This is a genomic window from Streptomyces acidicola, from assembly GCF_009377235.1.
Classification (GTDB): domain Bacteria; phylum Actinomycetota; class Actinomycetes; order Streptomycetales; family Streptomycetaceae; genus Streptomyces; species Streptomyces acidicola.
Genome location: NZ_VMNX01000123.1, coordinates 1 through 13008, shown reverse-complemented (window position 1 = coordinate 13008; position 13008 = coordinate 1). Strand labels below are relative to the sequence as shown.

Here is a 13008-nt window from a genome sequence, read left to right as displayed (position 1 = left end):
GGTGTCGCCGCAACGACAGCCGCAAGCTACCAGGCGCCTCCAGGCCGTTCGCCCCGCGCTCACAGGGAGAACACCATCGGGGCACTGGGGCACCCGGGCACTCAGGGCACACTCTCCTCACCGGCCTCACCAGGACGCCTTGCGCACCCTCAGCAGTGAATCCGGCCCATGAACCTGTCCGAGAATGGAACACGATTGCCCTGCCGTACGTCACAACTATTGCGGGGACAACATTTCAGACCGTTGACAGACCGTTGAAGGTGTAACCGCAGGAACACCGCGCGTGCACGTGCATCTGCCCGTGCATACGCTCATGCATCAGCACGTGAACGAAGCTATGATCCGGAGCAGTTGACCACTGAAGCAGGGGTCACATCAGCCCATGCACCACCCGGGGAGCGACCTGTGGACCGCGACGTGTACGGCGTGGACGACGTGTACAACGGCATGGCAGCGAAGGAGCTGCACGGGGTGGCCTGGCAGAAGAGCCGGCACAGCAACTCGCAGGGTTCCTGCGTGGAGTTCGCCCGCCTGCCCGGCGGTGACGTGGCCGTGCGGAACTCACGGTTCCCTGACGGGCCCGCACTCGTCTACACGCGCGCCGAGATAGAGGCGATGCTTCTCGGCGTCAAGGACGGCGAGTTCGACCACCTGGTCGGCGGCTGAGAGTTACCAAGGGTTACTGCCTGGTCGCAGCCAGCGACGCGCGTAGAATCGCGACATCGAAGAATGCCGCGGTTCGTTACTCGCCCAGGTCCGCCAGTGGGTCCCGTGGCTCCGTGCGCAGCCGGAACAGCGCCCAGACCACCTTGCCGCCGAACGCACTCCCGTTGGAACCGCTGGAACCATTGGAGCCTCCCCTGCTCGCACCCGGCTGCGGGCTCGGGGAAGGGTGCCAGCCCCAGCTGTCGGCGAAGGAGTCGACGAGGAACAGGCCCCGTCCCGACTCCGCCGCGAAGTCCTCCGCCTCGCGGGCGACCGGGGTGTCATGGCTCGGGTCCCGCACCGCGCACACCAGCCGCTCGGTCCACCGCATCAAGTGCAGCCGCACGGGAGGTTCCTGGCTCGCCATGCGCGGGTTGTTCGCGGGAAGTCCGTGCCGCAGCGCGTTGGTGACGAGTTCGGAGACCACCAGGCAGACGTCGTCGAAGCGGTCGTCCACATCCCACTGGTTCAGCGTGCCGCGGGTGAACTGTCTTGCCTCGCGCACCGCTTCGTAGCGGGCGGGCAGGGCGCAGGACGCGGCGCTGGACACGGTGGAGGGGTCGAGCGGGGGAAGTCCCTGTCGTAAGGGTTCGAGCATGGTTGATCCATTCATCCCCATGCGAGGCACTCCCGGGTCTTCGCGGTCGTTGCGATGCAGCGGTGGCGCGGGACCATGGTTTCTGATGCGCAAGGCAGATGCAAGGGCAGATGCACGTGCACGCGCCGGAAATGGACCTGGAAGTACCGCTTCCTGCTTATTTCTTCTGTCGTTCTGCTGTCGCCTTCTTCCCTCGCGGCGGACCCTGGTCGATCCTTTCCCGTGGTCCGCGCTCCGAGACTTTCCATTTCTGTAACCGCACGAGTGCGGATCGAAGTGGTTTAGTGGCAGACTTCGGCCTCTGGAGACTTGGGGAGGCTGGACGAACGTGGGCGCCGGTGAATCAAGTGGGTCGGTGGTGAGACGCATGCTGCTGGGCTCGCATCTCAGGCGGTTGCGTGAGGCGCAGGGGATCACCCGCGAGAAGGCCGGGTACTCCATCAGGGCGTCGGAGTCGAAAATCAGCCGTATGGAGCTGGGACGAGTGAGCTTCAAGGCGCGTGACGTCGAGGACCTGCTGACGTTGTACGGCGTCACGGACGATCAGGAGCGCGAGTCCCTCCTCTCCCTCGCCAAGGAAGCCAACGTCGCGGGTTGGTGGCACAGTTATTCGGACGTTCTCCCCAGCTGGTTCCCCACCTACGTCGGCCTGGAGGGTGCGGCCCACCTCATCCGGTCCTACGAAGTCCAGTTCGTCCACGGCCTGTTGCAGACCGAGGCCTACGCACACGCCGTCGTCGCCCGCGGCATGAAGGACGGCAGCGACGCCGAGATCGAAAAGCGTGTGGCCCTGCGCATGGAGCGCCAGAAGTACCTGGTCGCGGAGAACGCCCCCGAGTTCCACTGTGTCCTCGACGAGGCCGCGTTGCGCCGGCCGTACGGCGACCGCGAGGTGATGCGCGGTCAGCTCCAGCACCTCATCGACATCTCCGAGCGGCCGAACGTACGGCTCCAGGTCATGCCGTTCAGCTTCGGCGGGCACTCCGGCGAGAGCGGCGCCTTCACGGTGCTCAGCTTCCCCGAGTCCGACCTCTCCGACGTCGTCTACCTGGAGCAGCTCACCAGCGCGCTGTACCTGGACAAGGGTGAGGACGTCACCCAGTACGAGACGGCGCTGCGGCAGCTCCAGTACGACAGCCCGTCGCCGGAGGAGAGCCGCGATCTGCTCCGGGGACTGCTCCAGCTGTCCTGAATCTTCATTCGCAGCCGTGAGCAGCCGTAAGCCTTCACGTGCGGCCGAAAGTCTTCACAAGGTCTTTCGACTTGTTCTCCAACTCCCTTGAAACACAAGTACGATGACATGTGATCACTTCGTGACGTAATGGATCGTGCGCGTAGTGGGTCGTGCCCGTGAGGGATCGTGCGTGATCGGGCTGTCCGCCTCGGCTGTAAGGGATTGAGGGATCACATGTCGTCCTACTTCACCGATCTTGCTCAGCAGTACATCGGTGGTGAGTGGCGCCAGGGCACGGGCTCCTGGGACATCATCGACTTCAATCCGTACGACGGCGAGAAGCTCGCATCGATCACGATAGCCACGGCCGACGAGGTGGACGAGGCCTACAAGGCGGCCGCCGCCGCCCAGAAGGCCTGGGCCGGGACCAACGCCTACACGCGCCGCGCCGTCTTCGAGAAGGCCCTCCGCCTGGTCGAGGAGCGCGAGCAGGAGATCACCGAGGTGATCATCGCCGAGCTCGGCGGTACGCACCTGAAGGCGGGCTTCGAACTCCACCTCGTCAAGGAGTTCCTGCGCGAGTCGATCCAACTGGCGCTGCGTCCCGAGGGCCGCATCATCCCTTCGCCGACCGACGGCAAGGAGAACCGCCTCTACCGCGTGCCGGTGGGCGTCGTGGGCGTGATCAGCCCCTTCAACTTCCCGTTCCTGCTGTCGCTGAAGTCCGTGGCCCCCGCCCTCGCCCTCGGCAACGCGGTCGTCCTCAAGCCGCACCAGAACACGCCGATCACGGGCGGCACCCTGGTCGCGAAGATCCTTGAGGACGCGGGCCTGCCGGGCGGTCTGCTCAACGTCGTGGTCACCGACATCGCGGAGATCGGCGACGCCTTCATCGAGCACCCGATCCCGAAGGTCATCTCCTTCACCGGCTCCGACAAGGTCGGCCGCCACGTCGCCACCGTCTGCGCCTCGCACTTCAAGCGCTCGATCCTCGAACTCGGCGGCAACAGCGCCCTGGTGGTCCTCGACGACGCGGACATCGACTACGCGGTCGACGCGGCCGTCTTCAGCCGGTACGTCCACCAGGGCCAGGTGTGCATGGCCGCCAACCGCGTGCTCGTGGACCGCTCCGTCGAGGCCGAGTTCACCGAGAAGTTCGTCGCCAAGGTCAGGACCCTGAAGGCCGGCGACCCGCGCGACCCGCAGACGGTCATCGGCCCGGTCATCAACTCCTCGCAGGCGGACTCCGTTTCGGGCACCGTCGAGCAGGCCATCGCCGAGGGCGCCACGGCGCTGGTGCACGGCACGACCACCGACAACCTGGTCGAGCCCTCCGTCCTCAAGGGCGTCCCCATCGACTCGCCCCTCCTGCGGCAGGAGGTTTTCGGCCCGGTCGCGTTCCTCATCCCGTTCGACGGCGAGGAGGACGCCGTACGCATCGTCAACGACACCCCGTACGGCCTCAGCGGCGCCGTCCACACCGGCGACATCGAGCGGGGTGTCTCCTTCGCCAAGCGGATCGACACCGGCATGTTCCACGTGAACGACGGCACCGTCCACGACGAGCCGCTCGTCCCCTTCGGCGGCGAGAAGTCCTCCGGCCTCGGCCGCCTCAACGGCGACACGACCATCGACGCCTTCACCACCCAGAAGTGGATCTCGGTCCAGCACGGGCGGAGTTTCTTCCCGTTCTGAGGAGCAGGGCGGAACAGAGTGGAACAGGGCGGAGTAGGGCGGGACAGGGCTCCGGTCGGTCGGTGACCCCGGGGTTCTACGCTGGCCCCATGTCAGCGATCCGTCTCCTCGTGCTCGGCGCGGTGCGTCAGCACGGGCGGGCCCACGGCTACCAGGTGCGGAGCGACCTGGAGTACTGGGGTGCGCACGAGTGGTCCAATGCCAAGCCCGGCTCGATCTACCACGCCCTGAAACAGATGGCGAAGCAGGGACTGCTGCACGCGCACGAGATCGCGCCCTCCACCGCCGGCGGACCGCCCCGCACCGAGTACGAGATGACGGAGGCGGGCGACCAGGAGTACTTCACCCTGCTCCGGGAGTCGCTCACCGCGTACGACCAGAAACCGGACGTCCTCTCCGCCGCGCTCGGCTTCATGGTCGACCTCGACCGTGCCGAGGTGCTGCGCCTGCTGGCGGAGCGGGTGCGGACCATCGAGGAGTGGCGGAAGTCCGTCACCGAGTACTACACGCCGGAGGCGGGCCCCGAGTCGCTCGGCCACATCGGCGAGATCATGAACTTCTGGGTTCACTCCGCCGACACGGGCGCCGAGTGGACCCGGGGCCTCATCGCGCGCGTCGAGGGCGGCGCGTACACGTTCGCGGGTGAGGGCGAGCCGTTCGTCGGCGTCCTGACGGAGGGCGCGGAGAACCCGTACGCGACGGGGGAGCGGCACCCCGGTGACGACCGCTGAGGCCGATGGCCGCGCGGTGCGCGTCCCTCGGTGTTCCTCGGCGTCCCCCATGGTCCCCATGTGTCCTTCAGTGGTGGAAGCCGGTGGCCGCCTCCCTGTCGCGGATCAGCGGGTGCGGCTGGCGGCGCAGTTCGGGCAGCAGGCGGCCCAGGTCCTCCAGGAGCAGCTCGGCCAGGTCGGAGGAGAAGCCGTTGCGGCAGACCACCCGCAGCACGGACAGGTCCTCGCGGTTCGCCGGGAAGGTGTACGCGGGCACCAGCCAGCCGTGCTCGCGCAGCCGCCGGGACACGTCGAAGACGTCGTACGCGGTCACGTCCGGCGCGGTGGTGAAGGCGAACACGGGCAACTCGTCGCCCCGGGTGAGGAGCCGGAAGTCACCCATCGACCCGATACGGTCCGCGAGCCCCCGTGCCACGTCCCGTGTGGTCTGCTGCACCGCTCGGAAGCCCTCGCGGCCGAGCCGCAGGAACGTGTAGTACTGCGCGACCACCTGGGCGCCCGGACGCGAGAAGTTGAGCGCGAACGTCGGCATCTCGCCGCCCAGGTAGTTGACCCGGAAGACGAGGTCGTCGGGCAGCTCGGCGGTCGAGCGCCACAGCGCCCACCCCACGCCCGGATAGACGAGCCCGTACTTGTGCCCCGAGGTGTTGATGGACACCACCCGCGGCAGCCGGAAGTCCCACACCAGGTCCTCGTCGAGGAAGGGCGCGATCATGGCTCCCGAGGCGCCGTCGACATGGACGGGCACATCCAGTCCCGTACGTTCCTGGAGCCGGTCCAGCGCCGCGCACAGCTCGCCGACCGGCTCGTACGACCCGTCGAAGGTCGACCCCATGATGCCGACGACCCCGATCGTGTTCTCGTCGCACAACTCGGCCGCGGCCCCCGGGTCGAGGTGGAACCGGTCGCCCTCCATGGGCACCTGACGGGACTCCACCTCCCAGAAGGTGCAGAACTTGTCCCAGCACACCTGCACGTTGACGCCCATCACGAGATTCGGGCGCACGTCCTTCGCGGGATACCGGTCGGGGTTCCGCCGCGCCCACCTCCGCTTGAGCGCCATTCCGGCGAGCATGCACGCCTCGCTGGACCCGGTCGTCGAACAGCCCACGACCGTCCCCGGATCGGGTGCGTGCCACAGGTCGGCGAGCATCGCCACGCACCGCCGCTCCAGTTCGGCCGTCTGTGGGTACTCGTCCTTGTCGATCATGTTCTTGTCCCGGCACTCGGACAGCAGGACGTCGGCCTGCGGCTCCATCCAGGTGGTGACGAAGGTGGCCAGGTTCAGCCGTGCGTTGCCGTCGAGCATGAGTTCGTCGTGGACCAGCTGGTACGCCGTGGAAGGGGCCAGCGGAGCGTCCGGGAGCCGGTGCGTGGGCGGCGCCTCGGTCATGCCGCTGACCGGGTTGGCCTCCCCGTAGAAGGGGTTCACGCGCCGCGTGCGCCGGTCGCTCGCGCCGTCCTTGGCGACGTCACCTCGGTGCAGGGGCATGCATCCGACGGTAAGTCCAGGGTGCCGGACTTGCACCTCACGCGACGTGAGGGCCCAGGCTGAAGCGCGTACCGAAAAGAAGGGAGCGGACGGCGATGAGCTACTCCGTGGGACAGGTCGCCGGTTTCGCCGGGGTCACGGTGCGCACCCTGCACCACTACGACGACATCGGCCTGCTCGTCCCGAGCGAGCGCAGCCACGCGGGCCACCGGCGCTACGGCGACGCCGACCTCGACCGGCTGCAGCAGATCCTGTTCTACCGGGAGCTCGGCTTTCCGCTCGACGAGGTCGCCGCCCTGCTCGACGACCCGGACACGGACCCCCGCGCGCACCTGCGCCGGCAGCACGAACTGCTGACCGCCCGGATCGAGAAGCTGCAGAGGATGGCCGCGGCCGTGGAACAGGCCATGGAGGCACGCAAGATGGGAATCAATCTCACGCCCGAGGAGAGGTTCGAGGTCTTCGGGGACAAGGACCCGGAACAGTACGCCGAGGAGGCGGAGCAGCGCTGGGGCGGCACCGAGGCGTACGCCGAGACGCAGCGCCGCGCCGCCTCGTACACCAAGGAGGACTGGAAGCGCATTCAGGCCGAGGTCGACGACTGGGGCGAACGGTACGCGGCCCTCGTGGCGGCCGGCGAGCAGCCGTCCAGTGAGGCGGCCATGGACCTCGCCGAGGAACACCGGCAGCACATCAGCAGGACCTACTTCGAGGTCCCCTACGAGATGCACCGGTGCTTCGGTGAGATGTACGTCTCCGACGAGCGTTTCAAGGCGTTCTACGACTCCATGCGGCCGGGCCTCGCCGAACACCTCAAGGAGGCCATCACGGCGAACGCGGCCCGGCACGGGGCCTGACCGGCAGGTAAGGGGCGCCCACTAGGGAGGGCGCCCCTTACCGCGCCTGTTTCTCGCGCGCCTGTTTCACCTACGTCCGGCTTCTCCTACGTCCGGCTTCACCTGCGCCCGGCTACTCCGGTGCGATCACGCACGCAGTCCCGTACGCGCACACCTCCGTGCCCACGTCGGCCGCCTCCGTGACGTCGAAGCGGAACATGAGTACGGCGTTGGCCCCACGCGCGCGTGCCTGCTCCACGAGGCGTTCCATGGCCTGGTTGCGGGTTTCAACGAGCGTCTTGGTAAGCCCTTTGAGTTCGCCGCCGACCAACGACTTCAGACCGGCGCCGATCTGGCTCCCCACATGCCGGGAGCGGACCGTCAGCCCGAAGACCTCGCCGATGACCTGCTGGACCCGGTGTCCGGGTACGTCGTTCGTCGTCACGACCAGGACGTCCGACTGGGGACGCTGGCCACCGCCGTAATCATCGATGCCCATGGCCCACAGCTTTGTCCCAGCGGGGGCACAGTGCATCCTGAAGGAGACGGTGGAACCTGGCGAGGACGCCTTCCGTTGATAGTTTTGGTCAGCTGTACGCCGTACCACGCCTCGTACTACGCCTCATCCCACAGGAGCCCGGAACGTGACGACGCTCGCTCTCGGACCAAGTTGGTTGGATCCGAACTACCTGCTCGACACGTTCGGCATCTGGGGCCTGCTCCTGATCGTGTTCGCCGAGTCGGGCCTGCTCATCGGCTTCTTCCTGCCCGGCGACTCGCTGCTGTTCACGGCGGGCATGCTGATCACGTCGAAGACGCTGGATTTCCCGCTGTGGCTGGCCATCGTGCTGATCTGCATCGCCGCGATCGTGGGCGACCAGGTGGGCTACATGTTCGGCAAGAAGGTGGGCCCCGCGCTCTTCACGCGGCCGGACTCACGCCTGTTCAAGCAGGAGAACGTCACCAAGGCCCACGAGTTCTTCGAGAAGCACGGCCCGAAGTCCCTGGTCCTGGCCCGCTTCGTGCCCATCGTGCGCACGTTCACGCCGATCATCGCCGGCGTCAGCGGCATGCAGTACCGCTTGTTCCTGATCTACAACATCGTCGGCGGCATCCTCTGGGGCGCCGGCGTCACCCTGCTGGGCTCCTGGCTCGGCAGCATCGAGTTCGTCCGCACGAACATCGAGGCGATCCTGATCCTGATCGTCTTCCTCTCGGTCGTCCCGATCATCATCGAGCTCCTGAAGGCCCGTAAGGCCAAGAAGAACCAGCCGCCCGCCCAGGACCAGGCTCCGGTTCCGCCGATGATGGACGACGCGACGACCCAGCTGCGCCGAGTGCCGTCGGCCGAGCCCCAGCCGTACGGCAACCACCAGCCCCAGCAGCCCTATGGCAACCAGCAGTCCCAGCAGCCGTACGGCTACCAGCAGGACCAGCAGCCGTACGCCCAGCAGGACCAGCCGTACGCCCAGCAGTACCCGCAGCAGGGCCAGCAGCCCCAGCAGTACCCGCAGCACCAGCAGCAGTACCCGTACGGCCAGAACTACCCACAGAACTGAACGCGCCAGGGCACCCCGCGCCTTTAAGGGGCGCGGGGAACTGCGCGAACAACCACAACGAACCCGCAGCCGCAAACGAACCGGCAGTCCCGAGTTCTTGGGCGCCCCCGCTCAAAACCCTCGCGTCCGCTTAGCCGCCCGCCGCCCCTCGGCGGAGCCGACCCGCAGGAACAACCGCGAGATCTCCGACCCGAGGTTCACCCCGATCGCGATGGCCATGGCCAGCGCGGCGGCTTTGGTCAGGCCCACCAGGCCCCGGTCCACGTCGTTCTGGGCGAACGCGAGCAGCCCGAAATACGTGGCGGAACCCGGCAACAGGGGCCCGATCGCCGCCGTCGTGTACGGCAGCGCGGAAGCGAACCGGTACCGGGACAGCAACTGCCCGAACAGCCCCACGAGTCCCGCCGCGACGGCCGTGGAGGCCACCGGCGAGATCCCGCCCACGTAGTGCATCGCGCCGTACACCACCCACGCCACGCCCCCGTTGAGCGTCACCAGCAGCACGGTGGAACGTTCCTGCTGGAGCAGTATCGCGAACGTGAGCGCGAGGAGCATGGCGGCGCCGGTCTGCCAGAGGGGCCGCCCGTCGGTCCCCGACGGCGCCCCGTCCGGACTCAGCTCGGCGCCCAACTGGACGCCGAAATAGAGCACGAGCAGTACGCCGACGACGATGCCGACGTACAGGTACATGACCTCCAGGAGCCGCGCGGACGCGGTGATGTAGAAGCCGGTCAGCCCGTCCTGTACGCCCGCCACCAGGGCGCGTCCCGGCAGCAGCGCGAACAGCCCACCGGTGATCACCGCGGACGCCTTCACGTCCACGCCGGCGAGGGTGAGCGCGATCCCGATCGCGGCGGGCGGCATCGCGGCCACCGTGAACTGGTAGAACTCCGGCAGCCCGCGTCCCGCGCACAGCCACGCCAGCCGGTCGCCGAGCATCGCGCCCAGCGCGGCCGCGACGAACACGATCACATCACCGCCGACCAGGACGCTGGCCGCGCCCGCGAGGAGCCCGCTGGAGCCGGTCAGCACCCAGCCGGGGTACGGGTGCCGGTTGCGCCGGATCTCCGCGAGTCGGCCGTAGGCCTCCTCCAGGGAGACCGCGGTCTCCGGGTCGCTCAGGTCGTCGACCAGCCGGAAGACGGCCGCGAGCCGTGTGTAGTCGGTGGCCCGGCGGCGCACGGTCCGTGACGCGGTCACGGGGTCGTCCACCAGGGACGGCTGGTACGAGATCGACAGCAGCGTGAACGTGACGTTCGGCTCGCACCGGTCGAGCCCGTACGACCGGCAGACGGCGAACATCGCCGCCTCCACGTCCTCGGCGCCCTCACCGCCCGCGAGCAGCAGCTCCCCGATGCGGAGGGTGAGGTCGAGCACGCGCGGGATGGCGGGCCCCGGCTCGTCCTCCTCCTTGTGCACGGGTTCGGGCGCCGGCCGGTCGGCCACCGGCATGCGCAGCATCGTGCGCATCCGGTCCTGCCAGGGCTGCTCCTTGGTCAGCCTGATCACGGGGATCCCGGACGGCGGGGTGAAGTGGGGCGGGGCATGCCCGGAGCTGTAGGTGCTCGGCGGGCTGAAGGCCGAACCCTCGGGCTCGGCGGCCACCGGGTGCGGCGGCGCCAGCCCGTTCGGGACGGCGAACTCCGAGGTCGTGTGCGCCTCGGGCTCGGCCACGGGCGCCACGTCCAGTCCCACAGGGATCGCGAACTCGGATGTGGTCTGCGACTCCCCGTCGGCGGGCGCACCCACCGTCGGTTGCACGAACCCACTCCTCGCCGCATCCGACCGCGGCTTACGGTCCTCCGCGTACGTCACCGTCGCGCCCCTTCTCACGACATCTCCGGCGCCGCTCCCGCGAACGCCCTCCCTTCTCCGGCCCCAGTATGCGTACTGGCCGCTGACACACCAACGGGCCGCCCGTTCCCCGTCGGGGATCGGCCGGCCCGTTGGGAAGAGCCTGGGCGTCAGTGCCCGCCCTGCTCCTCGAAGCGCTTGTACGACCGCTCGATCTCCGTCTCGGCCTCCGTGCGGCCCACCCAGTTGGCGCCCTCGACGGACTTGCCGGGCTCCAGGTCCTTGTAGACCTCGAAGAAGTGCTGGATCTCCAGGCGGTCGAACTCGGAGACGTGGTGGATGTCCCGCAGGTGCTCCACGCGCGGGTCGGACGCCGGGACGCACAGCAGCTTGTCGTCGCCGCCGGCCTCGTCCGTCATACGGAACATGCCGATGGCGCGGCACTTGATGAGGCAGCCCGGGAAGGTCGGCTCCTCCAGGATGACCAGCGCGTCCAGCGGGTCGCCGTCCTCGCCGAGGGTGTTCTCGACGAAGCCGTAGTCGGCCGGGTAGCTGGTCGAGGTGAAGAGGCGCCGGTCCAGGCGGATCCGACCGGTCTCGTGGTCCACCTCGTACTTATTGCGCGAACCCTTCGGGATCTCGATCGTGACGTCGAACTCCACCGGTGGCTCCTCCATGATCAACACATAGTTCTGGTGGTTAAGTGTCCCTCACGCAGGTGTGTGGTCGCGAAAGGGGCTGGTGGTAATGCCGGAGCCGAGGGTCTGGCGAGCCGCGAGGCCGTATGCGGAGCGGATCGCACGCGCCGCGAAACCACGCGTCGTAAGCGCCGGGCGAGCCGTCGTCCAGGGCACACGAGCCGTCGCGACGCGCTCCATGAAGCTCACGACCCTCCAGCTCACCGCCGGTGCGGCCACGTTCGGCCTGGCCCTGTCGGCCGGGGCGGTGGCCACGGCCGGTCCCTGGGACTCCTCGGGTCAGCGTACGGCCGAGCGGGACTGGGCAGCATCGCGCGATCACGAGGGTGGCACAGATCACGGACGTGATTCCGGTAACGCCGCGGGGGCGCCCGAAGCGGCCCCGAGCGCGCCCCCCGTACTGACGGGCCTCGGCAACTCGATGCCCGCGCCCACAAAGCAGGCGCTCGCCGACGTCCTCAATCCCCTCCTGCGCGCCCCCGCGCTCGGCTCCCGCAGTACGGCAGCGGTCGTCGACGTCACGACCGGGGAGACGCTCTACGGCTCCGGCGCGGACGACGCCCTCACCCCCGCCTCCACCACGAAGATCGCCACCGCCGCCGCCGCGCTCTCGGCGGCCGGCCCCGGCCACCGCATCCGGACGCGGACCGTGCTGAACCCCGGCTCCAAGGAGGTGGTCCTGGTCGGCGGCGGCGACCCCACCCTGACGGCCCACGAGGACGCGAACGGTTACGCCTCCCTGCACACCCTCGCCGCCGACACGGCCGCCGCCCTGAAGAAGCGCGGCGTGGAGGAGGTGGCGCTCTCGTACGACACCTCGCTGTACAGCGGCCCCGCCCTGCACCCCATCGGGGTGAACCCCAACCTCGCGCCCGTCAGCGCCCTGATGGTCGACGAGGCCCGCCGCGACGGCTCCTCCAGCGGCCCGGCGGACCGCGGCACGGACCCGGCGGCGGACGCGGCCGACACGTTCGCGAAGCTGCTCGCGGACCAGGGCGTCAGGACGAAGTCCGCCGCCCCCGTGAAGGCATCCGGAACGGCGGACCCCCTCGCCACGGTCGAGTCCCCGCCCCTGTCCACCCTGGTCGAACGCATGCTGACCAACAGTGACAACGACATCGCCGAGGCCCTCGCCCGCCAGACGGCACTCGCCGCGGGCGAGCCGGCGAGCTTCGAGGGCGCCGAGACGGCGATCCGCACCGAACTGGACCGGCTCGGCCTCCCACTGGACGGCGCCCGCTTCGCCGACGGCAGCGGCCTGAACCGCGACGACCGCCTGACCGCAGGCCTCCTCACCGCCCTCCTCGCCAAGGCGGCCTCCCCGTCCCACCCCGCACTCCGCCCGGTCCTCACCGGCCTCCCTGTGGCCGGCTTCACGGGCACCCTGCGTACCCGCTACGCCGACGACGTACCCGGCACCGGCGTCGTACGCGCCAAAACAGGCACCCTGACCGGCGTGAACACCCTCGCGGGCACAGTTGTCGACACCGACGGCCGCCTCCTGGCCTTCGCCTTCATGGCAACAGAAACAGCAGACCCCACAGGCGCCCAAAAGGCCCTGGACAACACGGCCTCGACCCTGGCGACGTGCGGCTGCCGCTGAACGGGGAGGGAGGGAGCCGGAGGCCCCAGGGGCGCGGGGAACTGCGCGACCAGCCACAGACGACCCGCAGCTTCAACGGACAGCATCACCCACTCACCCAAGGGGCGCGGGGAACTGCGCGAC

General features: G+C 68.8%; 12 protein-coding genes. 7 read left to right on the top strand and 5 right to left on the bottom strand.

The window, feature by feature from the left end:
• Nucleotides 1-405: 405 nt before the first annotated feature.
• On the top strand, nucleotides 406-666 hold the full coding sequence (locus tag FPZ41_RS27560; protein ID WP_131565054.1) for a DUF397 domain-containing protein: 261 nt from the start codon (nucleotides 406-408) through the stop codon (nucleotides 664-666).
• A 76-nt stretch (nucleotides 667-742) separates the two neighbouring features.
• On the opposite strand, the gene FPZ41_RS27555 is transcribed toward FPZ41_RS27560, so the two are convergent.
• On the bottom strand, nucleotides 743-1324 hold the full coding sequence (locus FPZ41_RS27555) for an ATP-binding protein (protein ID WP_152866360.1): 582 nt from the start codon (nucleotides 1322-1324) through the stop codon (nucleotides 743-745).
• A gap of 346 nt (nucleotides 1325-1670) precedes the next feature.
• On the opposite strand from FPZ41_RS27555, the gene FPZ41_RS27550 reads away from it, so the two are divergent.
• The 3 genes from FPZ41_RS27550 (at nucleotide 1671) to FPZ41_RS27540 (ending at nucleotide 4903) form a co-directional block, all read left to right on the top strand.
• The gene (locus FPZ41_RS27550; RefSeq protein ID WP_152866374.1) at nucleotides 1671-2495 is read left to right on the top strand and encodes a helix-turn-helix domain-containing protein; all 825 of its coding nucleotides are present in this window, start codon (nucleotides 1671-1673) and stop codon (nucleotides 2493-2495) included.
• 216 nt (nucleotides 2496-2711) lie between these two features.
• Nucleotides 2712-4172 (top strand): aldehyde dehydrogenase family protein, encoded by a 1461-nt coding sequence (locus FPZ41_RS27545; RefSeq protein ID WP_152866359.1) that lies wholly within the window; start codon nucleotides 2712-2714, stop codon nucleotides 4170-4172.
• An 89-nt stretch (nucleotides 4173-4261) separates the two neighbouring features.
• Complete coding sequence (locus FPZ41_RS27540) at nucleotides 4262-4903, top strand: PadR family transcriptional regulator (protein WP_152866358.1); 642 nt, start codon at nucleotides 4262-4264, stop codon at nucleotides 4901-4903.
• A 67-nt stretch (nucleotides 4904-4970) separates the two neighbouring features.
• Here the strand turns inward: FPZ41_RS27540 and FPZ41_RS27535 are convergent, their stop codons facing one another.
• Entirely contained in the window at nucleotides 4971-6395 is a 1425-nt protein-coding gene (locus FPZ41_RS27535; protein ID WP_152866357.1) for a glutamate decarboxylase, read from the bottom strand.
• Nucleotides 6396-6490: 95 nt separating this feature from the next.
• On the opposite strand from FPZ41_RS27535, the gene FPZ41_RS27530 reads away from it, so the two are divergent.
• Nucleotides 6491-7252 carry a MerR family transcriptional regulator gene (locus FPZ41_RS27530; RefSeq protein ID WP_152866356.1) on the top strand — a complete coding sequence of 254 codons (762 nt, stop codon included), beginning with the start codon at nucleotides 6491-6493 and terminating at the stop codon, nucleotides 7250-7252.
• A 112-nt stretch (nucleotides 7253-7364) separates the two neighbouring features.
• On the opposite strand, the gene FPZ41_RS27525 is transcribed toward FPZ41_RS27530, so the two are convergent.
• Nucleotides 7365-7730, bottom strand: a complete 366-nt coding sequence (locus FPZ41_RS27525) for a YbjQ family protein (RefSeq protein WP_152866355.1) — start codon at nucleotides 7728-7730, stop codon at nucleotides 7365-7367.
• A gap of 145 nt (nucleotides 7731-7875) precedes the next feature.
• Here FPZ41_RS27525 and FPZ41_RS27520 point away from each other — a divergent pair, with 145 nt between their 5' ends.
• The gene (locus FPZ41_RS27520) at nucleotides 7876-8790 is read left to right on the top strand and encodes a DedA family protein (protein WP_322620811.1); all 915 of its coding nucleotides are present in this window, start codon (nucleotides 7876-7878) and stop codon (nucleotides 8788-8790) included.
• Nucleotides 8791-8901: 111 nt separating this feature from the next.
• On the opposite strand, the gene FPZ41_RS27515 is transcribed toward FPZ41_RS27520, so the two are convergent.
• Nucleotides 8902-10605 carry a threonine/serine exporter family protein gene (locus FPZ41_RS27515; protein WP_322620810.1) on the bottom strand — a complete coding sequence of 568 codons (1704 nt, stop codon included), beginning with the start codon at nucleotides 10603-10605 and terminating at the stop codon, nucleotides 8902-8904.
• Between the two features lie 149 nt (nucleotides 10606-10754).
• A complete protein-coding gene (locus FPZ41_RS27510; protein ID WP_131565071.1) occupies nucleotides 10755-11246 on the bottom strand; it encodes an inorganic diphosphatase in 492 nt (163 codons plus the stop codon).
• A gap of 79 nt (nucleotides 11247-11325) precedes the next feature.
• Between FPZ41_RS27510 and dacB the strand changes: the two genes are divergently transcribed.
• A complete protein-coding gene (gene dacB / locus FPZ41_RS27505) occupies nucleotides 11326-12885 on the top strand; it encodes a D-alanyl-D-alanine carboxypeptidase/D-alanyl-D-alanine endopeptidase (protein WP_322620809.1) in 1560 nt (519 codons plus the stop codon).
• The last annotated feature ends 123 nt before the right edge of the window (nucleotides 12886-13008 follow it).